This is a genomic window from Aquirufa sp., assembly GCF_044239315.1.
GTDB lineage: Bacteria > Bacteroidota > Bacteroidia > Cytophagales > Spirosomataceae > Aquirufa.
Genome location: NZ_JBIIBQ010000024.1, coordinates 21,589 through 43,192, shown reverse-complemented (window position 1 = coordinate 43,192; position 21,604 = coordinate 21,589). Strand labels below are relative to the sequence as shown.

The 21,604-nt window shown below is 44.3% G+C and carries 16 protein-coding genes and 1 pseudogene; 11 read left to right on the top strand and 6 right to left on the bottom strand.

Annotated elements, in window-relative coordinates; all coding sequences use genetic code 11:
* The 3 genes and pseudogenes from rplU to ACILP5_RS09220 form a co-directional block, all read left to right on the top strand.
* A partial coding sequence (gene rplU, locus ACILP5_RS09230) for a 50S ribosomal protein L21 (RefSeq protein WP_395618367.1) occupies positions 1–191 on the top strand: 191 nt, incomplete at its 5' end.
* A 45-nt stretch (positions 192–236) separates the two neighbouring features.
* A pseudogene (gene rpmA / locus ACILP5_RS09225) lies at positions 237–494 on the top strand (50S ribosomal protein L27); the annotation flags it as partial.
* A 289-nt stretch (positions 495–783) separates the two neighbouring features.
* Positions 784–1,377, top strand: a complete 594-nt coding sequence (locus ACILP5_RS09220; protein WP_395618366.1) for a NifU family protein — start codon at positions 784–786, stop codon at positions 1,375–1,377.
* 170 nt (positions 1,378–1,547) lie between these two features.
* On the opposite strand, the gene ACILP5_RS09215 is transcribed toward ACILP5_RS09220, so the two are convergent.
* Together ACILP5_RS09215 and tpiA are read right to left on the bottom strand one after the other, a co-directional pair.
* A complete protein-coding gene (locus ACILP5_RS09215) occupies positions 1,548–2,228 on the bottom strand; it encodes an HAD family hydrolase (protein ID WP_395618365.1) in 681 nt (226 codons plus the stop codon).
* Positions 2,229–2,421: 193 nt separating this feature from the next.
* Positions 2,422–3,183: a triose-phosphate isomerase gene (gene tpiA / locus ACILP5_RS09210; protein WP_395618364.1), complete on the bottom strand. Its 762-nt coding sequence runs from the start codon at positions 3,181–3,183 to the stop codon at positions 2,422–2,424.
* Positions 3,184–3,318: 135 nt separating this feature from the next.
* Here tpiA and ACILP5_RS09205 point away from each other — a divergent pair, with 135 nt between their 5' ends.
* From ACILP5_RS09205 to ACILP5_RS09180, 6 genes are read left to right on the top strand one after another with little or no spacing between them, the layout of a single operon-like run.
* A complete protein-coding gene (locus tag ACILP5_RS09205; RefSeq protein WP_395618363.1) occupies positions 3,319–6,432 on the top strand; it encodes a glycoside hydrolase family 3 N-terminal domain-containing protein in 3,114 nt (1,037 codons plus the stop codon).
* Position 6,433: 1 nt separating this feature from the next.
* Positions 6,434–7,324: a TIGR01777 family oxidoreductase gene (locus tag ACILP5_RS09200; protein WP_395618362.1), complete on the top strand. Its 891-nt coding sequence runs from the start codon at positions 6,434–6,436 to the stop codon at positions 7,322–7,324.
* On the top strand, positions 7,317–7,898 hold the full coding sequence (locus ACILP5_RS09195; RefSeq protein ID WP_130895520.1) for a TIGR00730 family Rossman fold protein: 582 nt from the start codon (positions 7,317–7,319) through the stop codon (positions 7,896–7,898). The genes ACILP5_RS09200 and ACILP5_RS09195 overlap by 8 nt, the downstream gene beginning before the upstream one ends.
* Positions 7,895–9,592 carry an OmpA family protein gene (locus ACILP5_RS09190; RefSeq protein ID WP_395618361.1) on the top strand — a complete coding sequence of 566 codons (1,698 nt, stop codon included), beginning with the start codon at positions 7,895–7,897 and terminating at the stop codon, positions 9,590–9,592. Before ACILP5_RS09195 ends, ACILP5_RS09190 begins: the two co-directional genes overlap by 4 nt.
* Position 9,593: 1 nt before the next feature.
* Positions 9,594–11,330: a single-stranded-DNA-specific exonuclease RecJ gene (gene recJ / locus ACILP5_RS09185; protein ID WP_395618360.1), complete on the top strand. Its 1,737-nt coding sequence runs from the start codon at positions 9,594–9,596 to the stop codon at positions 11,328–11,330.
* Positions 11,331–11,365: 35 nt separating this feature from the next.
* A complete protein-coding gene (locus tag ACILP5_RS09180) occupies positions 11,366–11,731 on the top strand; it encodes a hypothetical protein (protein WP_395618359.1) in 366 nt (121 codons plus the stop codon).
* Here ACILP5_RS09180 and thrC read toward each other — a convergent pair.
* The 4 genes from thrC to ACILP5_RS09160 are packed head-to-tail and all read right to left on the bottom strand — an operon-like array spanning position 11,723 to position 15,814.
* A complete protein-coding gene (gene thrC, locus ACILP5_RS09175; RefSeq protein ID WP_395618358.1) occupies positions 11,723–13,027 on the bottom strand; it encodes a threonine synthase in 1,305 nt (434 codons plus the stop codon). The two genes, ACILP5_RS09180 and thrC, sit on opposite strands and share 9 nt — an antisense overlap.
* The gene (locus tag ACILP5_RS09170; RefSeq protein WP_395618357.1) at positions 13,024–13,728 is read right to left on the bottom strand and encodes a 2-phosphosulfolactate phosphatase; all 705 of its coding nucleotides are present in this window, start codon (positions 13,726–13,728) and stop codon (positions 13,024–13,026) included. Before ACILP5_RS09170 ends, thrC begins: the two co-directional genes overlap by 4 nt.
* 1 nt (position 13,729) lies before the next feature.
* Positions 13,730–14,815, bottom strand: a complete 1,086-nt coding sequence (gene gcvT, locus ACILP5_RS09165; RefSeq protein ID WP_395618356.1) for a glycine cleavage system aminomethyltransferase GcvT — start codon at positions 14,813–14,815, stop codon at positions 13,730–13,732.
* 3 nt (positions 14,816–14,818) lie between these two features.
* Positions 14,819–15,814, bottom strand: coding sequence for a M28 family peptidase (locus ACILP5_RS09160; RefSeq protein WP_395618355.1), 996 nt, complete (start codon positions 15,812–15,814; stop codon positions 14,819–14,821).
* Positions 15,815–15,918: 104 nt separating this feature from the next.
* Between ACILP5_RS09160 and rnr the strand changes: the two genes are divergently transcribed.
* Both rnr and ACILP5_RS09150 read left to right on the top strand, forming a co-directional pair.
* A complete protein-coding gene (rnr, locus tag ACILP5_RS09155; protein ID WP_395618354.1) occupies positions 15,919–18,153 on the top strand; it encodes a ribonuclease R in 2,235 nt (744 codons plus the stop codon).
* A gap of 263 nt (positions 18,154–18,416) precedes the next feature.
* Positions 18,417–21,572 carry a PVC-type heme-binding CxxCH protein gene (locus tag ACILP5_RS09150; protein WP_395618353.1) on the top strand — a complete coding sequence of 1,052 codons (3,156 nt, stop codon included), beginning with the start codon at positions 18,417–18,419 and terminating at the stop codon, positions 21,570–21,572.
* Positions 21,573–21,604 lie beyond the last annotated feature (32 nt).

Below are 21,604 nucleotides of genomic sequence, written 5' to 3'. Positions count from 1 at the left end.
ACAATGACGGAAAAATTTCCGTAGGAGCTCCCACAGTAGCTGGAGCCACTGTTACAGCTAAAATTGTTGCACACGTTCGTGGCGAGAAAGTTTTAGTTTTCAAGAAAAAGCGTAGAAAGACCTACCAAAAAATGAATGGTCACCGTCAAGATTTGACGAAAGTATTGATTGAATCAATTAACGTAAAATAAGTCTTAAACTAAGCGATTCTTCGGAACGCATAAATACATAACACCATGGCACACAAAAAAGGCGCCGGATCATCCAAAAACGGTCGCGAATCACATTCAAAACGATTAGGCGTTAAGTTATTTGGAGGTCAAGCAATCATTGCAGGAAATATCATCGTTCGTCAACGTGGTACAGCTCACAACCCTGGCTTAAACGTAGGAGTTGGTAAAGATCACACATTATTTGCTTTAGCAGATGGTGTTGTTAAGTTCAAAAAAGGTTTCAAAGGACGTTCATACGTTCACGTGTTGCCTATTTCAGCTGACGCAACTCCAGCAGATGCACCAGCAAAGGCTCCTGCTAAGAAAGCAGCTCCAGCTCCAGTAGCAGAAGCGGCAGTAGAAGCAGCAGCAGAGGCTCCAGCAAAGAAAGCTCCTGCAAAGAAAGCAGCAGCTGATACAGCAGAGAAGAAAGCACCAGCGAAAAAAGCAGCTAAGGCTGAGTAATTTTCTTCGCTAGACATAGAGAACCCGGCATGAAAATGCCGGGTTTTTTTGTTTTTTGGAAACCAAATAGGCCGTACCTTTGTTCTAGATTTTAAAATACCCCTCCATGAACACTTCGACTACCATTCACATATATACCGAATCTACGCCCAATCCTCATTCCATGAAGTTCGTCTTCAATATGGAACTACTTCCGGAAGGCATGTCATTCGACTATACCCAACCAGCAGACGGATTAACGAAGGAGAAAAACTCCCCATTAGCCGTTGCCCTATTCGGATTCGATTTCGTATCCCGCGTTTTCATCACGAACAACTTCATTACTTTAACAAAATCCGAGTCAGTGGCTTGGGAAGATGAATTATTCGGGATCAAGACCTATTTAAAGAAGTATTTCGAAGAGAAACAACCTGTTTTCTCTTTACCAGAAGCTACGATCGCGGATGATCAATCTAACGACACTCCTGCCATCAAGCAAATCAAGCAAGCCTTAGATGAATACGTTCGTCCAGCGGTAGAGTCCGATGGTGGCGCGATCACGTTCCACTCGTTTGACGAAGCATCAGGTCAAGTAAAAGTCTTATTGCAAGGTTCTTGCTCAGGCTGCCCATCTTCTACGTTAACCCTAAAGCAAGGTATCGAATCGCTATTAACGCGCATGGTGCCGGGTGTGAAGGAAGTAGTGGCGGAAGGGGTTTAAAATTTCCGTTTTTTACAAAGAATAGAGCATAAAGAACAAAGAATAAAGTTGGATTAAAAAAAGGGACCTCGGTCCCTTTTTTTATGTATTCAGAAATGATTTAAACATTTCACGAAGGCTATCGCCGCAGGCGATGCCATCTTTATTCTTTATACTTTGTGCTTTATTCTTTACAAATAGTTTAAAACATCCCGCAATTCAATAACCTCCCTAAAATTCGCATGCTCCACCTTGTGCGAAACTACTTCGTGGGCCCAAGTCGTGTGGAAAGGAACGTGAATTCCGTGTCCACCCACCGCTAGAACAGGAAGAATATCTGATTTTAATGAATTGCCTATCATCGTGAAATGGGCAGGATCCACATCGAGGTGTTTGATCAATTTTAAATAATCGCTTTCCTGCTTATCTGACATGATTTCGATGTGGTGGAAATATTGCTCCAATCCAGATTTTGCGAGTTTACGTTGTTGATCTAAAAGGTCGCCTTTGGTGGCAACGACTAAACGGTATTTCCCTTGAAGTGCTTTTAATACTTCTTCCACACTAGGAAGAATTTCGATGTCACGCTCTAATAACTCTTTGCCTAAATTCAGAATCTTTTCGATTCCATCAAGGCCCATCGTGCCTCCCGACACTTGAATCGCTGTTTCGACCATGGAAAGCATGAAACCTTTGACCCCATAACCATACAGAGCGAGGTTATTCATTTCTACTTTGAAGAGCTCTTGACCTGTCGTGTGAACGGGCAAGTAGTCTTCCATAAGTGCACAGAATTTATCTTCTGTCTCTCGGAAGTAGGGTTCGTTCACCCAAAGGGTGTCGTCAGCGTCGAATGCGATTACGTGGTTCATAACGCTAAAATAAAGAATAGAGCATAGAGCACAAAGAATAAAGTTGGAATAAAAAATGGGGACCACGGTCCCCATTTTTTATGTATTCAGATGTGATTAAACATTTCATAAATGTTATCGCCGCAGGCGATGCCACCTTTATTCTTTGTGCTTTATTCTTTATGCTTTAAATTTCAAAGCTTCGCTTTGAAATTTAGTAGCTCGTTGCAATCGTAATAAAATCAGCCGCCACCAGCGAAGCGCCGCCGATTAAACCACCGTCTACGTCTGGGCAAGCGAATAATTCTTTCGCGTTTTTCGCGTTGCAGCTTCCACCGTATAGGATAGAGCAATTGTCGGCTACGCTTTGGCCATATTTTTTAGCAATATGTGCACGTAAGAATGCGTGCATCTCTTGTGCTTGATCTGAAGAAGCGGTAAGGCCTGTTCCAATCGCCCAGATAGGTTCGTATGCAATCACTACTTTACCGAACTCTTCTGCCGATAAGTGGAATAAGCTTTCAGTTAATTGTTGTGCAACGTGGCCTAAGAAATCTGCGCCTTCGCGTGTTTCTAAACTTTCGCCGCAGCAAAATAGGGGAGTTAAGCCATTCGCTAAAGCAGCGTCTGTTTTAGCGGCTAATTGCTCATTCGTTTCAGCGAAGTATTGACGTCGCTCTGAGTGTCCTAAGATCACGTATTGTACGCCAGCAGAAGCTAACATCGGTGCTGAAATCTCACCTGTGTAAGCGCCTGAAGCTTTTTCGTGGCAGTTTTGGGCTGCGACAGCTAAGTTAGGGATGCCTTCAATTACTTGATTAACACCCGTTAAATACAAAGCAGGTGTCGACATAATCACCTGAACATCAGCGGAAACGCTAGACTTCACTAATTCTGTTACTTCTGTAGCTAAAACGAAAGCCTCTTGCGCCGTTTTGTTCATTTTCCAGTTACCTGCAACAATTTTTTTTCTCATACGTTCATCATTTAAGTCCCAAAATTACGAATGCTTTCCGTGGAATGAAAATTACCCAGAAAAATTAGGCCGGATATTTCAGAAGATTCCCACATTTAGCGTATTTTCACACCTTATATGAACGTTAACCTCGCTATGAAAAAAATCAGCACCGGATTACTGCTTTTCCTTTTTAGTTTCCAGGCCTTTTCACAGGATTTATTCCCACATACTCAGCAAAATTGGGTCGATTCCGTTTTTAATTCCTTAAGTGTAGATCAAAAAATCGGGCAATTATTGATGCCTCGCGGAAATGTGGCGGATACCTACGATACGACGCGTTTGTACTCGATCGTGAAAGACTACCATGTGGGGGGCTTTGTCCTATTTAAAGGACATCCAGTGAAGCAGGCGGTGTTAGTAAATGAATTGCAGCGCCGGACGAAGGTGCCGTTATTTATTGGGATGGATTTAGAGTGGGGATTGGCGATGCGTTTGGATTCTACGTTCCGTTTTCCATACCAAATGACTTTAGGCGCGATGCAAGGCAATACGGCGCTGATTGAGAAGATGGGGGTACAAATCGGGGAGCAATGCCGTAGAATTGGGGTTCATATTAATTATGCGCCGGTAGTAGATGTGAATAATAATCCAGCTAATCCGGTGATTAACTTCCGCTCTTTTGGGGAGAATCGGGAGGATGTGACGGCGAAGGCTTTGGCCTATATGAAAGGCTTACAGAAGGCTGGAATCATTACTTCTGCGAAACATTTTCCAGGTCATGGGGATACCGGTGTTGATTCTCACTTTGATATTCCTGTCTTGAATCATTCGCGTGCGCGCTTGGATAGTTTAGAATTATATCCTTATAAAGAGTTGATAGCCAATGACTTGCAGGGGATAATGGTGGCGCATTTGAATTTGCCGGCTTTGGATACCACGGCTTCCTTAGCATCCACGCTTTCAAAACCGATTGTAACGGGCTTATTGCGGGATGAATTGAAGTTTAAGGGCCTCGTTTTCACGGATGCAATGGATATGAAAGGGGCGACGAAGATGTTCCCAGAAGGCACCGCGAACGTGAGGGCTATTTTAGCGGGGAATGATATTTTAGAGACGTTTGTGGACGTTCCAGCGGCTTTTGAGGCGATTAAAAAGGCATTAACAAATGGCGAAATTTCGCAAGAAGATATTGATCAGCGCGTGAAGCGTATTTTGAATGCCAAAGCCTGGGCAGGTCTCGCCCACTATTCGCCCATCGTCGTAGAGAACTTGATTAAGGATTTGAATCCAATAAAGTCGGAGGTATTAAATCGTGAGTTTGCAGAGAAAACAATTACGTTGATTAAGAATCCAGGGGAACTGGTTCCTATAAAAGCGCTAGACAAAACGCGCATCGCAACCCTTGCGATAGGGAAGCCTTCTTATGGGTCTACTTTCCCTACGGAGTTTCAAAAAATGGCTAACAATTATGTCGAAATGCCTCATTTCTATTTAGACGAAACGAGTGCAGATACGATGATTACGCGTATTGAAAATACCTTAAAAACCTATGATGTGGTCTTAATGGGAATTCACAGCATTTCGATTCGTCCAGCGAACAATTACAGCTTGAAGCCAGCGATTAAGACTTTGGTGAATCGTTTTACAACGCCTAAAACGGTAGCAATTCATTTCGCGAACGTGAATACGCTAACGCAATTTGATAGCTTGAAGAATGCGGGAGCATTAATGACCGCTTATCAAGATGGTATTACGCAGCAGGAAGCGGCGGCGGAGATTGTCTTTGGGGCGATTCCGGCGACGGGTAAATTGCCCGTCAGTTTGAACTCAACTTATAAGCAAGGAATAGGATTGACGACTACTTCTCTAGCGCGTTTGCAATACAATTTATTGCCAGAGGCAGTGGGGATTTCCTCTGCTTACTTAAATGCGAAAGTGGATTCGATGGCGAAATTAGCCATCGCGGTGAAAGGCGCTCCGGGAGTGGTAGTCTTGATTGCGAAAGAGGGGAAGGTCATTTACCACAAAGCTTTTGGCAATCAAATCTACGAAACTCAGGTTCCATTAAAGACGTCTGATATCTTTGATTTAGCGTCTATTACGAAGATCTCCACCTCAGTTCCGGCGCTCATGAAATGGCAAGATGAGGGCAAATTCTCGTTGAAAACGACGATGGGACAACTGGTTCCCTCGTTTGCGAAATCAAATAAATCAGGTCTACTTTATGAGGATGTATTAACGCACCAATCGCGCTTAAAGGCGTGGATTCCGTTCTGGATGGATTATATTGATAGTACCGATATGATTTTCCACAGCAAGAAATTCCAGCAAAAATTCACGCAAGATGATGTGAAGTACAAATATGTGGAACGTTTCTTAAGCCCTGCTTCAGGCGAGGCCCGTTTGAAGAAAAACATCAAAGACGAAAAGGCCATGTGGAAAGAATACGTGGACATCACGAAAGATGTAACGCGTTGGAAACCATTCACCCTTTCTTATGCGCAATCGGAGGAATATCCGACGCAAGTAGCGCCTACTTTATGGGCGCATAAGACCTTGAAAGAGCAGATTATGACGGCGATTAAGGAGAGTCCTTTGCGCGAGAAAAAGGAGTATGTGTATTCGGATTTGTCTTACTATTTATTGCCTTCGGAATCGCCTCGTATGACTGGAAAACCATGGACAGATTTCTTATCAGATACGTTTTATAAACCATTAGGGGCATCGACATTAGTTTATCAGGCAGAAAAGCATTTCCCATTAACACGTATTGTCCCATCAGAATACGATTCACTTTTCCGCAAGACCTTGATTCACGGAAAGGTGCACGATGAGGGGGCTGCTTTATTAGAGGGTATTTCGGGTCACGCGGGCTTGTTCGGTAATGCGAATGACTTAGCGAAATTGATGCAGATGTACTTGCAAAAAGGATACTACGGTGGCCAGCAATTCATTCAAGAATCGACGATCAAACAATGGACTTCTTATCCGTTTAGCATAGCAGAAAATGCACGCCGCGGAGTAGGTTTTGACAAGGTAGATCGCAATAAGCCGGGCGTTTCTGCAGCAGCTTCGGCTAGTTCGGAAAGCTTTGGACATTCTGGTTTCACAGGAACTTACACGTGGATCGATCCTGCATCTGATTTAGTCTATGTGTTTTTATCGAACCGGGTGTATCCGACGCGGAATAATTCCAAAATTTCGGATATGAATATCCGTACCGGAATTAATGAAGTGATTTACCAAGCCATTAAAAAAGGAAATTAATATGCGCATACTGATCACGGGAGGTACGGGTTTTGTGGGGGCGGCTCTGAAGCAATTTTTGCTAGCTCAGGGTCATGAGGTCGTGATTTTATCTCGCTCTGGTGGCGATTTCCAATGGGATGTTTCCTATGGTTATATCGACCCAGCTGCTTTCGAGGGCGTAGATGCGATTGTACATTTAGCGGGGGCAGGGATTGCTGAAGAGCGCTGGTCTGCTGCCCGAAAAAGAGAATTAGTGAATAGTAGAGTTCGCAGTACAGCGGTTTTATATCAAGCACTTTCCACCATTCCTCATTCGATTAAAACGGTTGTCTCCGCTTCCGCCATCGGATATTATGGAGCGGATACGGGGGAAGCGGAGTGTGTAGAAACCTCGCCTGTAGGACTTGATTTTTTAGCGGACTGTACGAAGCAGTGGGAAGCTGCCGTAGACCAAATAGCCACGCTAGGCATTCGACTAGCCAAAGTCCGTATCGGATTAGTGATGGGTGCAGAGGGCGGAATATTTCCGGTGATTTCAAAGCCGATTCGATGGGGTGTAGGAGCAAATCTAGGTTCCGGGAAACAATGGCAATCCTGGATACATATTACCGATTTAGTGAGAATTTTTAACGAGTTATTGATAAATCCAACGTTGTCAGGTGTCTATAATGGCGTGGCTCCAGAACCGATTCGGGCAGGCGAAATGAATAAGCAAATTGCGTCCGCTTTACGTAAACCCTTCTTTTTGCCCTCCATTCCTGGCTTTTTACTTCGCTTGGTTTTAGGCGAGATGGCCTGTTTAGTGTTAGGTGGAAGTCGGGTGTCTTCAGCAAAAATCGAGAAAGACGCGTCCTTTTCCTTTACCTTTGTTCGCTTCGAGGAAGCATTAAAACAAATCGTACATGTCTAAAAAAATATTGATTTATTGTGGGTCTTCGAAAGGCCATAATCCGGTTTATGCGGAGCAAGTGGTGAAATTAGCGCAAGCCTTGCACGCCCATGGTTGCCAGGTGATTTTCGGTGCTGGAAGCGTAGGTTTGATGGGGGTTTTAGCTGATGAGTTTTTGCGTTTAGGTGGTCATGCGATTGGTGTGATTCCTCAATTTATGGAACCTTGGGAAGTTAAGCACAAGGGTTTGCCAGAACTGCACGTGACGGATACAATGCACACACGCAAAGCACTGATGGCGGATATGGCGGATGGGGTGATTGCGATGCCGGGAGGCTTTGGAACCTTAGATGAATTGTTTGAAATTCTCACCTGGAAGCAATTAGATCTGCACGAGATGCCGGTTTCTGTATTTAATATCAATGGGTATTTTGATCATCAATTGAAGCAAATTCAGCACATGGTGGATGAAGGTTTCTTGAAGCAACCTAATATGGATGCTTTACAGGTGGAATCAGACCCGGAGAAATTAGCCGATTGGATCATGGCCTATGAGCCAGAAAAGATGGAGAAAAAGTGGATATACGTAGGATGAAAAAACTAGTATTCTTCTTATTGTTTTCAGGATTTCTAGTGGCCCAAAAAGCCCCTGAGAACTTAGGCTCCGCCGTTAATTCTGAATATGCAGAATTGAATCCGGTGATTTCGCCTGATGGTAGGACCCTGTATTTTGGGCGTAAAAGTCATCCTGCGAATCGGTTTGGAGTGAAGGGTTCGGAGACAATTTCGGGATCTCAAGATATTTGGTTTTCTGAAAAAGTGGGAAATGCTTGGAGTACGGCCCGTCGATTATCAGATATTTTAAACCGAGATCAATACAACACCATTTTATCTATTTCTCCAGATGGCCAAACGATCTTATTAAAAGGGGCCTATGTGAACGGATCCTATGTAACTAGAGGATTTTCTTTAGCCAATAAGACCGCAGGAGGTTGGACAGTGCCCCAAAAAATTGATATCCCTGGTTATGAGCAAATGAGCAAAGGGAAGAATGAATATGGTTATTTAACGATGGATGGCAAAGCCATTTTATTGGCATTTTCCAGAAAAAAGAACAGTGAGGATGATGATATTTATGTGAGCTTTTTGGAAAATGGAAAATGGACACGTCCCATGGATTTAGGAGATGGGATCAATTCAAAATACTCTGAAACCACCCCCTTTCTTTCTGCTGATGGTAAGACCTTGTATTTTTCCTCTGATCGACCTGGGGGACAAGGAAGTCAGGATATTTATTTGACCCGTCGATTAGATGACACATGGCAAAATTGGCGTAAGCCACAAAATTTAGGGCCGCCTGTAAATTCGGATGAATATGACGCTTATTACTCTATTTCGGCGAAAGGGGACTATGCTTATTTTATGTCAGCCAAAGGGTCGCTGGGGAAGAAGGATATATTTCGACTGGCGTTAGAGTCGCCTCCGGGCAGCGAAGCTGCTGGAGGCTCAGTCAATGAGTCGCCGGGAGTTCCCGGCTCAGTCAATAAGTCCACAGGCAAAGACGCCGGTGGGAAAGTGGGTAATGCGCCTACAGATGCGGCAATTGGAGAGAGTCGTTTTGGACCTACATCCACCCGCTCTGTTACTTCACAGGAATCGGATCCGGTGGTCTTGCTTTCTGGTTCGGTGTTAAATCAGAAGACAGGAAAAGTACCAGATGACGCCTCTGTCACCTATGAGGATTTAGCGACAGGAAAAACCCTAGGTCAGGCTAAGCCTGATCCAAACACAGGAAAATACAAATTGGTTCTCCCTTATGGGAAGAATTATGGGATTACGGCGAAGGCCAAAGGCTTAATTCCTACCTCTATAAACTTAGATTTAAGTACGGTTCGTGGCCGTTATATTGAATTAGACGACCGAGACCTATCGATGGTTCCGCTAGTGAAAGGAAGCACGGCAACCGTAAATAATCTATTTTTTGACTTAGGAAAGGCCACCTTAAAACCAGAATCGGAACCGGAATTAAAACGAATTCAACAAGTAATGAAGGAAAATATGGCTTTAATTATTGAGATAAGCGGTCATACAGATAATACGGGATCGGATGAAATCAATAATAAACTTTCCTTGGAGCGAGCAAATGCGGTGAAGGATTACTTGTTAAATGGAAATATTGATTCATCTCGAATTCGGACAAAGGGCTATGGAAAATCGAAGCCTAAGGCGGATAATTCAACAGAGGAAGGACGCCAAATCAATCGCCGCGTAGAAATAGAAATCTTATAACATGGAGCCTAAAAAGAATTGGAAATACGTATCCGCACCGCCGGCTGCGGAGGTGGAGACATTAGGCGAGGCTTTGGGACTCAAGAACTCCTATTTTTTATCCTTATTAGTCTCTCGCGGAATCAAGACTTTCGAACAAGTGAAAGATTTTATGGTTCCAGAGGTCAATCAACTGCACGACCCCTTCCTGATGAAGGATATGGACAAAGCGGTAGAGCGTCTAGGCCTTGCATTAGAATCCGGGGAAAAAATCTTGATTTATGGTGACTATGACGTGGACGGAACCACAGCTGTTACTTTAGTCTATAGTTATCTAGCCGGTATTTTAGGAGCAGATTGTGACTACTACATTCCAGATCGCTATGCGGAAGGCTATGGTGTTTCACAGGCAGGTATTCAATATGCGCTAGACAACGAATATACCTTAATCATCTCCCTCGACTGCGGTATCAAGGCACACGAACGCGTATCCTGGTGTAATGAAAACGGTATCGATTTTATCATCTGCGATCATCACTTGCCGGAGGCGACGATCCCAGAAGCGGTCGCGGTTTTAGACCCGAAACGCAAGGATTGCCCCTATCCCTTCAAGGAATTAACGGGTGCGGGAGTTGGTTTCAAATTGATGATGGCCTTTGCCATTGCAAACGATTTAGAACTCGATCCACTGTGGGAATCGATGGATTTATTAGCCTGCAGTATTGCGGCAGATATTGTGCCGATGAATGGGGAGAACCGGGTGTTAGCCTTTTTCGGTCTAGCTAAATTAGGCTCAAATCCGTGCCCAGGGTTAGGTTATTTATTGAAGAAGGCGAAGAAAAAAGCGCCTATTCAGATCTCTGATATAGTCTTCTCCATTTCTCCTATTATCAATGCGGCGGGTCGAATGGACCATGCGCATGGAGCCGTGAAATTGATGCTAGCTTCGGATGATCAGGAGGCGGAGGCTTTAGCGGAGGCAGTCATTCAACAAAATCTGGATCGCCGTGTGGTGGAAAAAGAGATTGTGGCACAAGCTTTGGCGATGTTTGAAGGAAATGATTTCTTGCTATCTGCGCGCAGCACCGTCTTGTTTAATCCCAGCTGGCATAAAGGAGTGGTGGGAATCGTAGCCAGCAAAATTCAAGATCAGTATTTTAGGCCTACCATTATTTTAACGGAATCACACGGGCAATTAGTGGGTTCTGCTCGCTCGGTGCGCGGCTTTGATGTGCACCAGGCTTTAGAAGAATGCGCGGATTTATTAGAGCAGTTCGGAGGGCATACGCATGCCGCTGGTTTACATCTAAAGCCATCGAATCTGCAGGCCTTTATTGAAAAGTTTGAGCGCATTGCGCAAGAAGGCTTAGCGAATATCTCACCTAAAGCGGATCTGCCTGTAGATTTACAGATTCCATTGGAGGCACTAAGTCTGTCGTTTTATGACAAATTATTAGTACGTCTGTCACCCTATGGTCCTGGTAATATGTTGCCAAATTTTGTTTCAGGACCTGTTTTTGTGACGAAGAGCCCGTTTGTGATGAAGGAAGAGCACTTGAAAATCTATGTGGGATCGACGCCGGATGAGCGGGGATTAGAGGTCGTGGGCTTTGGGATGAAGGCTGATTTCTATGACAGCTTATGCACTGCTTATGAGCAGCGTTTGCCCATTAAACTAGTCTATCACCTGGAAGTAAACGAATACTTAGGTAATCGAACGATTCAATTACGGGCCTTAGATTTTGCGTCACTTAATTAATAATTATAAATTTACCCGTAACCAAAAAACTATTTATGAAAAAAGTACTCGATTTATTGCCTTCCGTACTTGTAGGAGCTCTTTTCTTATTCGGAGGATTGAACTACTTCTTTAATTTTACTCCTATGCCCCCTATCCCGGGTGATCCTGGTGTTTACATGGGAATTATGATGTCATCCGGAATGATGACAGTGGTAAAAGCATTAGAAGTAATCGGTGGGGTCTTAATTTTAGTTCCGGGTAAACGTGCTTTAGGGCTAACCATTTTAGCTCCTATCACCGTGAATATCTTATTATTTGAACTTTGCTTAGCTCATACACCTAGTGTAGGAGTGGCTTTAACTGTATTATCAGCGGTTATCGCTTACCAAGAAAGAGATAAATTCAAGGCTTTATTGTAATAAATACCCTTTGAATTCAGCGAAGTCCGTCCCCATGGGGATGGACTTTTTTGTTTTATCTAAAAGCTCCGCTAAGCGGGTAGGTACGGGAACAGAAACCCCCAGCGTTCCTTCCACTGTAGGCAAGAATTTCGCATAATGTGCCGTCGATAAGACGATTCCTGTCACATCACTTGGGTATTCTGCTTTGTATTGTTGCAAGCCATCATATCCCACTGCCGTATGCGGACACATGACGTATCCAGTGCGGTTGTAGACGTCAGACATGATTTCTTTCGTCTTCTGATCGTTTGTAAAATAGCCTTTAATGATCTCACGGACTTTCGACCATTCGTCACCTGCTAGTAAGCGCATCCGAATGAAATTTGATGGACTACCCACGTCCATGGCATTCGAAATCGTTTCTACTGAAGGAACGGGATTATAGTCTCCTGAACGCAAATAATCGGCTACCGGGTGGTTCTCATTGCAAGAAGCAATGAAAGCTTTTACCGGAAGACCCATTCTGTAGGCTATTAATCCAGCACTAAGATTGCCAAAATTCCCTGACGGCACACTAAACACAACAGGGGCATTCAATCCTTTCTTTTTCGCTTGCGCATAGGCTGCGAAGTAGTAGAAGGACTGCGGAATTAAACGGGCAATGTTGATGGAATTCGCGGACGCTAAATCAAAGGCGGCGCGAAGTTCTTCGTCGAGGAAAGCTTGTTTGACGAGTCTTTGGCAATCATCGAATGTTCCGTCGATTTCCAAAGCAGTTACATTTCCCCCTAACGTCGTTAATTGCTTCTCTTGAATATCAGACACCTTGCCGGTCGGATATAAAATCGTTACGCTGATGCCCGGTGTATTATAAAAACCCTGTGCTACCGCTCCACCTGTGTCCCCAGAAGTGGCGACCAAAATTCGAATTTCACGCTTCGATCGTACTAAATAATGAGACATGATCGCGGCCATGAAGCGCGCGCCAAAATCCTTAAACGCCATCGACGGCCCGTGGAATAATTCCAATACCTCCACACCCGGTTCTAAAGAAACAATGGGTGCCTCGAAGGTCATCGACTGATCGATGATTTTTTTAATATCTGCCGAACTCAAGCTATCTCCGAGCAAATTTTCACACACCGCAACCGCAATTTCCGGCAAGCTGCGGTCTTGTATCGTTTCGAAAAACGAAGCCGGCAAAGGTTGGATGGAAGTAGGCATATACAAGCCATTGTCCGGGGGAAGACCACGGAAAATAGCCTCTTCTAGGCTGACATTAGGGCTTTTATGCTCGGTGCTGTATAAAATCATACTAATCGTAGGGTATCTCCCTCCAGTTTAGGAAGGACAGAATACCGATCAAATTCAAGGCAAAAGGCAATATCTTTTTCGATTCCTAAACCTAATAAACGGTTCACGTGAGAAGAATTTTTCACGGCTGTTAATAAGTCATAAGATGCAAGATTATACTGTTTCCAGGCCATCAACGCAGCATCATCCGCCACTTCGTATACCCCTGTCAATGCATCAATTAAGGCACCAGCAAACAATGTGTCCTCTAAATTTGGTTTTCCCTTCCAGCCGGCACAAACGACTAAAGCGTTTCCGTCCCAGTCTTTTAGGGCGGAGGCCACTCGGGAAATATTCAAAAAGGCCCCCACATACACCGCAGGAGCAGAGCTCGAACGACGAATGGCGACTGTGCCGTTCGTGGTAGTCACGCAAATTTTGGCTCCTTTTACCTTTTCTACTTGATAAGAAAAAGGAGAATTATCGAAATCGAATCCTGCTGGGGTAATCCCGTTGCGTTCTGCCGCCGTCAAATAACCTCGAGCGCCGTAAGCTTGGCAAAACTCGATCTCCTCTACGGGAACAATCTCCGATGCGCCGCTCGCAAAAGCAGTCACCATGCAAGAGGTCGCTCTGAAAATATCCACCACAACCACCGCTACGGAGGATAAATCATATAAATGGATCAAGTCCGGCGATAAACAGACGTCGATTTTCTTCATCTTATAAAAAGGGTAATTTGACGATTTCGGCTTTAATAGCTTTGTCGCGAATCGAAATAAAGATCTCAGATCCTACGTGTTTTGTGCTCACATAACCCATGCCAATTCCTTTGGAAAGGGAGGGAGATTGAGTGCCTGAGGTCACTTCGCCAATCGTTTCGCCTGCTGCATTTAGAATTGGGTAGTGTTGACGAGGGATTCCGCGGTCAATCATTTCGAAGCCAACTAATTTTTTAGACGGACCGTTCGCCTTAATCGCGGCGTGGTGGTCTTTCATAATAAAGTCCTTGTTGAAGGAGGTGATCCAGCCTAAGCCAGCCTCGATCGGAGATGTTGTGTCATCGATATCGTGACCGTACAAGCAATAGCCTTTTTCTGTGCGGAGTGTGTCGCGTGCACCTAGTCCTACGGGTAGAATATTGAATTCTGCACCTGCTTCGAAGATGGCGTTCCACATGGCTAACGCATTTTCGTTTTTCACGTAGATCTCGAATCCGCCTGCGCCCGTATAACCGGTGTTCGAGATGATGATGTCGGAGAATCCGGCCATTTCACCTATTTTGAACGTATAATAAGGCATGTCCGCTAACGTAACAGACGTTAATTTTTGTAGTGCCAAAATAGCCTTAGGCCCCTGCACCGCCAATAAACTATATTCATCACTTCGATTCACCATCTCTACCCCGAAGGTATTATGAGAAGAAATCCAGTTCCAATCTTTCTCAATATTCGACGCATTCACGACCAAGATGTATTCTTTCTCGTTCACGCGGTACACTAACAAGTCATCCACGATGCCGCCATCCGCATTTGGAAAACAGCTATACTGCACTTTTCCGTCCACTAATTTAGACGCATCGTTCGAAGTCACATATTGAATGAAATCTAACACGCGATCTCCTTTTAAGAAGAATTCACCCATGTGACTCACGTCGAAAACACCCACCGAATTACGCACAGCTAAGTGCTCTTCGATTAGGTTCGTGTACAATACGGGCATATTAAAACCAGCAAAGGGCACCATTTTAGCGCCTAGAGATACGTGAAGGTCATTTAAATGGACCTGTTGTAAGTTTGTTTCTTCCATGAATTATTCGCGGTATAGAACCTGTAAAAGTGTTTGGCCGACCGCTTTTAGGGTCGTTTTGTCGATGTTAGCTAAATTATCTGCATGCGTGTGGTGGAAGCTCCCAAACTCGAAACCGCCATTTGCCGCCCGTAAATCAATTATGTCAATCATTTGGATTTTGGCAATCTCATTCACCGCCGTGTGGTCATCCGAAATCCCAAACGCATCCTGATCTACGAACAGATTACTGTATCCTAAATCCGTTGCTGTCGACCAAACCGAGCGAACGATTCCTGGGGCATATTGCATGGACGATCCTTCATGCGGGAACATCGCACCTTTTCCGCCTACCATATCTAACAAGATACCGTAATAGGCTTTGTAATTAGCTGGGACTAAATTTGCAGCCCAATGCTGTGAGCCCAAAGCCCAGCTGTTCGGCTTGTGCTCTCCGGCATAATCCTCCGGTTCACCATGATCCTCTAAATCAAATAAAACGATGTCTACACCCACAGCAGGCTTATTTTTTGCCTCGTGCAAATTGCGCGCGATTTCTAATAATACACCCACGCCACTCGCGCCATCATTTGCCGCATCGATTGGCTCATCCTTACGAACGCTGTCTTTATCCGCAATACTTCTCGCATCCCAGTGGGCAGCTAATAGTATGCGTTTAGCGACTGAAGGCTGAAATTGCGCAATGATGTTTGTGCCTTGTAGTTTCTTCCCGTCGTAGCGGAAAGCTGTAAAAGGCTGCTCAGTCACGGTCCAGCCGTAGGATTTCAATTTAGCCACTAAAAATTGTAGGGTATTTTGACTCGCCACAGAACCCGGAATACGGGGTCCGAATTGCACCTGCTTCTCGATAAACGCATAAGCTGAATCCGCCTTAAAATCAGGTGTTTCCACGAGGTTGACTTCCGCCGCTGGAACCTCCGCCGCTGGCTTCCAAACAAAGTAAGCACCAGTCAGTGCGAATACGAGCAGTAAAAAGAGGGCAATGCGGGAACGGTTCATCTGAAAAGGCTCAAAAACAAGCTCAAAGGTAGCAATAGAATGCCGAATTAGGAATTAAGAAATCAATAATGTGTACCTTGCAGGATAATTTGAATTGAAATACCATGCCTTCCCCTAAGGAACTGAAATTTTTGAGCGGCTTGAAAGCTGAAATATTGGAGTTTTTTGAATTGAACGACTACCGTTCGTATTCTTTGAACCAATTACACAAGGCTTTTGCCATCCGCGATCGCAAGACGAAGGAGATTTATTCTGACTTAGTGGCAAAATTGATCTTAGAAAACCGTTTGATTAAGAATGAGGAGGGGAATGTTCGCTTTGACAATGAATCTTTCCAAGTGACTGGACGTGTGGATCACGTAAATTCGCGTTTTGCGTTTGTGATTCCAGAAGATGGAGCGAAGGACATTTGGGTGGCGACAGGGGATTTAAATAATGCCAAAGACGGGGATAAAGTCATCGTTCAAGCCCGTCGCCCATCAGAAAAGAGAAAAAATGACCGCCCAGAAGGGGAGGTTGTACAGATATTGGAACGTCGTTCCTCCGAATTAGTCGGTGTTATTCAAGTGACTCCACACTATTCTTTTTTAATCCCAGATTCGAAGAAAATCTATGAAGATGTCTACTTGCCTAAGTTCGAAATCAAGGACGCAAAGCACCTAGACAAAGTCATCGTAGAGGTTACACGCTGGGCTTCGGACGGCAAAAAAGCCGAAGGTCGCGTTATCAAAGTATTAGGTAAGGCAGGCGAAAACGAGACAGAAATGCACTCGATTTTAGCGGAATACGGCCTCCCTTACGATTTCCCAGAAGAAGTAGAAAAGGCAGCTGCTTCTATCTTAGTGCAGATTCCAGCCACCGAAATCAAAAAGCGCAAGGACATGCGTAATGTCTTAACTTTCACGATCGACCCGATCGATGCGAAGGATTTTGACGATGCCATTTCTTACCAAAAACTAAAGAACGGCAACACCGAAATCGGTGTCCACATCGCCGACGTTTCCCACTACGTGAAACCTGGTAGTGTATTAGACATCGAAGCTTACAAACGTGCCACTTCGGTTTACCTAGTAGACCGCGTCGTTCCGATGTTGCCAGAAAAGCTATCAAACGGACTTTGTTCCCTTCGTCCAAACGAAGATAAATTAACCTTCTCTGCTGTTTTCGAACTAGACGCGAATGACACGATTGTGAAAGAGTGGTTTGGACGTACGGTCATTCATTCGGACCGCCGTTTCGCTTATGAGCAGGCACAAGAATTAATCGAAAATGATTCGGATGATGCTTTAGTTCCGGTCATTCGGGATTTGAATCGTATCGCGAAAAGCTATCGCAACAGACGTTTCGAGCACGGTTCTGTGAACTTCGAAACAGCCGAAGTTCGCTTCGAACTAGACGAAGATGGAAAGCCAATCGGCGTTTATCCACGTATTCGTAAGGATGCACATAAGTTGATTGAGGAGTTTATGCTTTTAGCCAATAAAAAAGTGGCCGAATTCGTCTTCAACAAGAAAAAAGACGAGCCGCGCAACACGATGGTGTACCGTATTCACGAAGCACCAGACCCAGAAAAATTACAGGTATTCTCGTCTTTCGCGAAGAAATTCGGCTACCAAGTTACGACAGACCCGCAACACGTCAGCAAGTCATTCAATGCCTTAATGGAGAACATCGAAGGCAAAGGCGAGGAGCACGTTTTGCAGAGTTTAGCGGTTCGTACCATGTCCAAAGCCCGTTATAGCACCGATCCTGTCGGTCACTTCGGCCTAGCATTCCCGTTCTATTCGCACTTCACCAGCCCGATTCGCCGTTACCCAGACGTCATGACGCATCGCCTGTTGCAGCATTATTTAGACGGAGGCACTCCAGCGGAACGCGCCCCTTTAGAAATTCAATGTAAGCACAGCTCAGACCGCGAAAAACTTGCTTCTGACGCAGAAAGAGCTTCCATCAAATACAAGCAAGTGGAATACATGAGCTTGCACGAGCCACAAGTTTTCGATGGTATCATTACGGGCGTAACCGAATTCGGAATTTTTGTCGAAATCGGCGAAACCTCTTGCGAAGGTCTTGTTCGGATGGTCGATTTGAATGACGACTTCTATGATTTAGATAAAAACAATTACCGCATCGTGGGTAAATCAAACGGACGTGTCTTCACCTTTGGAGATAAAGTTCAAGTGAAAGTCCGCGACACGAACTTAGCGAAACGCACCATCGACCTCGAATTAGTAGGTATGCGTTCTGGCCTAGTAGGTAAATTCGCGAACAACCGTTCTCGCAAGAGAGAGGCGCCGAGGGGCGGGAGGGTGATTCCGAAGGGGAAAAGGAGAAGATAATTTTATATTTCATTCAAAATTGTGCTACGCAATAATTTTCGAATGAAACATAAAATTTCTCTCTCTATTTTAAAGCATAAAGAATAGAGCACAAAGTATAAAGTAGGTATTAAAAAAGGCTTCAATTTTGAAGCCTTTTTTAATGGATTTTGGCATAAGTGGAAGATTCTGAATCCATTGGAATTTAATATTTCTTTGCCGAATTAATTTTTTTACTTAGTTTATACTTTGAAAAACCTATTTACCTATAAAAATTATACAAAATGTCGCATAAAATAAAACTCGGATTGATTCTGACCGTAATCTCCGTTTTTACGATTAGCTTCTTTCAGCCCAAAGCTCCTACTTTTTTATCGATTGAAGAAAATACAAAGATTGCATTAGTAGGGGGCAATTTAGGCTCTCGCATGATCAATTATGATCATTTTGAAACAGAATTACATCTTCGTTATCCCACCTTTAATCTACTGGTTCGCAATATGTGCGACGGTGGAGATACGCCTGGATTTCGTCCACACTCAGCTCGTATGTTGCCTTGGGCTTTCCCTGGAGCGGAAAAATTCCAATCGGAATTCGCGAATCCCTCGCAAAGTGAAGGCCACCTAGACACGCATGACCAATGGATGAGTCGATTAAAAACGGATGTGGTCATCGGTTTTTTTGGATATAGTGAATCCTACGAAGGGAAGGCTGCGATTGCTACTTATAAGGCAGAATTGGAGGCATTCATTAAGCACACCTTAGCGCAAAAATACAATGGGGTTTCAGCTCCCCAGTTAGCCATTGTTTCTCCTACGGCTTTTGAAGATCTAAGCGCTAAAATAGATTTGCCTAGCGGAACGGCACAGAATGCGAACATCACCTTGTACGCGCAGGCGATGAAAGAGGTGTGTGAGAAGAATAATGTCTTATTTATTAATGCATTTGAAGCCTCTAAAAAATGGTATGCTGCATCAGCGGAGGATTTGACCATCGACGGGTTTCAATTAAATGAGGCGGGCTACAAAAAATTAGCGTTATTACTTGCGGATCAAGTGTTTGGGAAGAAATCGACTGCCATCGAATCTAAAAGAGCGGAGGTGTATGCAGCCGTTGCGGAGAAAAACTGGATGTGGCATAACGACTTTAAAATTCCGAATGGCGTTCACGTGTATGGTCGCCGTTACAATCCGTTTGGACCCGATAATTATCCTGCAGAGATCGAAAAAATCCGTCAAATGACGGATAATCGAGAGGCTGCGATCCAAGCAACAATTAAAGGGCTTCCGTATGATCTGGCCGCTGCAGATGCGAAGACACGGAAGTTAGATCCCGTAAAAACGAATTTTAATCCGGATAAAAACGGCAGCTTGAAATACTTATATGGGGGGGAGGCGCTAAATGCCATTAAAGTAGCTCCGGGATATAAAATTGAGCTGTTTGCTTCGGAAGAGGAATTTCCGAATTTGGCCAAACCGGTTCAGATGACTTTCGATAATAAGGGCCGACTTTGGGTAGTTTGTATGCCTTCCTATCCACACTACAAGCCGGGGGATCCGAAACCTAACGATAAAATCATCATTCTTGAGGACACGAATCAGGATGGGAAAGCGGATAAGGAAACAATTTTTGCGGAAGGTTTGCACGTTCCCGTAGGGATGGAAATCACGGAATTTGGGGTATTTGTAAGCCAAGGAACAAATTTGGTTTTATTGAAAGATACGAATGGCGATGATCATGCGGATACGAAGGAAGTAATTTTAAGTGGGTTTGACGACCATGATACGCACCATGAGATTTCCGCATTTGTCACTGACGAATCAGGTGCTATTTACATGGGAGAAGGGGTATTTTTGCACACGAATGTAGAAACACCTTACGGGACTGTTCGTGCAACGAATGGGGGCTTTATGCGGTATAATCCTGCCAGACATCATTTAGAGCGGGTGGCTCAGTTGTCGATTCCTAACCCTTGGGGGATCGCTTTTGACAAATGGGGTCAAAACTTTTTTGCAGAAACCTCTGGACCAGACGTTCGCTGGATGATGCCGGGGTCTACTAAAAATCGCTACGGTGAAACAGGTCACAAGTCATTCACCCTAGTGGAAGAAAAACATTTAGTTCGCCCTACCTCCGGTTTAGAATTTGTTTCTAGTCGTCATTTCCCTGAAAATGTGCAAGGCGATTTTTTAATTAATAATACCATCGGATTTTTAGGAATGAAGCAACATCAATTAACCGATGATGGTACCGGCTATAAATCGAAGCACCGCCAAGATTTGATTGTGGGCGAGGATCGTAATTTCCGCCCTGTGGACATGGAGTTTGCTCCCGATGGCTCACTTTATGTGATCGACTGGCACAATATTTTGATTGGACACATGCAGCACAATGCGCGGGATCCATTGCGTGACCATACGCATGGTCGCGTTTACCGAGTAACGTATCCTTCAAGGCCTTTAGTGACACCTGCCAAAGTGTATGGGGCATCTATCGATCAGTTACTTGATAATTTAAAATTGCCTGAATACAGAACGCGGTACCGGGTGCGCAGAGAACTCCGTGGGCGCAAGGCAGCTGATGTATTGCCTAAAATTACAGCCTGGGTTGCGAATCTGGATAAAAAAGACGCCGACTATGAGCATCATGTGTTAGAGGCGTTGTGGGTTTCTTGGGGATTGAATAAAGTAGACCAAAAACTACTAAACCAACTCTTGCAATCAAAAGATTACCATGTTCGTGCGGCTGCCGTTCGCGTTTTGCGCTACACGGGCCACCAAGTGAAAAACCAAGCGGCATTATTAGCAAAAGCAGTGGAGGATAAACATGGGCGTGTTCGAATGGAGGCTTTTGTGGCCGCTTCTTGGTTACCTAAACAAACGGCTATGCCTATACTAGCTTTGGCAAAAAAACATCCACTAGACCCTTGGATGGATAAACCATACGAAATAGCCGTCGCTCACGCGAGTGGTGTGAACGTGGTTAAAAATAAAGAAGCAGCTGTCGTTTCATCTCTAAAAGGGAAAGATTTAGAATTGTATACCGCTGGCCAAAAATTATATACGAAAGAAGGGTATTGTACCACCTGCCATCAGACCAATGGAAAAGGACTTCCTTCCTCAGGTTTTCCTCCCTTATCCAATTCCATCTGGGTTACGGGAAATCAGGAGCGTTTAATTAAATTAGTGCTCAAGGGAATCATGGGGCCTATGGAATTGAATGGCGTTAAATATGCCGGACAAGTTCCGATGACCCCTTATGGCGGCTTAATGTCTGATAAAGAGATTGCCTCAGTTCTTACCTATATTCGAAATTCATTTGGTAATAAAGCAACGCCTATTGACCCGGAAAAAGTGAAGGAAGTGCGCGCTAAAATTGCTGACAAAAAGGATTTATATAATGCCAATATGCTATTATCTGAACACCCTATCGAAAAATAATTATGAAAAAATTAATTCATATTAGTCTGAGC

Bases quoted from the DNA above. Each gene is read 5' to 3' on its own strand.
- thrC (WP_395618358.1), bottom strand. From the start codon at position 13,027: ATGATTTTATACAGCACCGAGCATAAAAGCCCTAATGTCAGCCTAGAA.
- ACILP5_RS09180 (WP_395618359.1), top strand. From the start codon at position 11,366: ATGAAAAAAGTACTCGATTTATTGCCTTCCGTACTTGTAGGAGCTCTT.
- gcvT (WP_395618356.1), bottom strand. From the start codon at position 14,815: ATGGAAGAAACAAACTTACAACAGGTCCATTTAAATGACCTTCACGTA.
- ACILP5_RS09150 (WP_395618353.1), top strand. From the start codon at position 18,417: ATGTCGCATAAAATAAAACTCGGATTGATTCTGACCGTAATCTCCGTT.
- rnr (WP_395618354.1), top strand. From the start codon at position 15,919: ATGCCTTCCCCTAAGGAACTGAAATTTTTGAGCGGCTTGAAAGCTGAA.
- tpiA (WP_395618364.1), bottom strand. From the start codon at position 3,183: ATGAGAAAAAAAATTGTTGCAGGTAACTGGAAAATGAACAAAACGGCG.
- ACILP5_RS09190 (WP_395618361.1), top strand. From the start codon at position 7,895: ATGAAAAAACTAGTATTCTTCTTATTGTTTTCAGGATTTCTAGTGGCC.
- ACILP5_RS09220 (WP_395618366.1), top strand. From the start codon at position 784: ATGAACACTTCGACTACCATTCACATATATACCGAATCTACGCCCAAT.
- recJ (WP_395618360.1), top strand. From the start codon at position 9,594: ATGGAGCCTAAAAAGAATTGGAAATACGTATCCGCACCGCCGGCTGCG.
- ACILP5_RS09200 (WP_395618362.1), top strand. From the start codon at position 6,434: ATGCGCATACTGATCACGGGAGGTACGGGTTTTGTGGGGGCGGCTCTG.
- ACILP5_RS09215 (WP_395618365.1), bottom strand. From the start codon at position 2,228: ATGAACCACGTAATCGCATTCGACGCTGACGACACCCTTTGGGTGAAC.
- ACILP5_RS09170 (WP_395618357.1), bottom strand. From the start codon at position 13,728: ATGAAGAAAATCGACGTCTGTTTATCGCCGGACTTGATCCATTTATAT.
- ACILP5_RS09160 (WP_395618355.1), bottom strand. From the start codon at position 15,814: ATGAACCGTTCCCGCATTGCCCTCTTTTTACTGCTCGTATTCGCACTG.
- ACILP5_RS09205 (WP_395618363.1), top strand. From the start codon at position 3,319: ATGAAAAAAATCAGCACCGGATTACTGCTTTTCCTTTTTAGTTTCCAG.
- ACILP5_RS09195 (WP_130895520.1), top strand. From the start codon at position 7,317: ATGTCTAAAAAAATATTGATTTATTGTGGGTCTTCGAAAGGCCATAAT.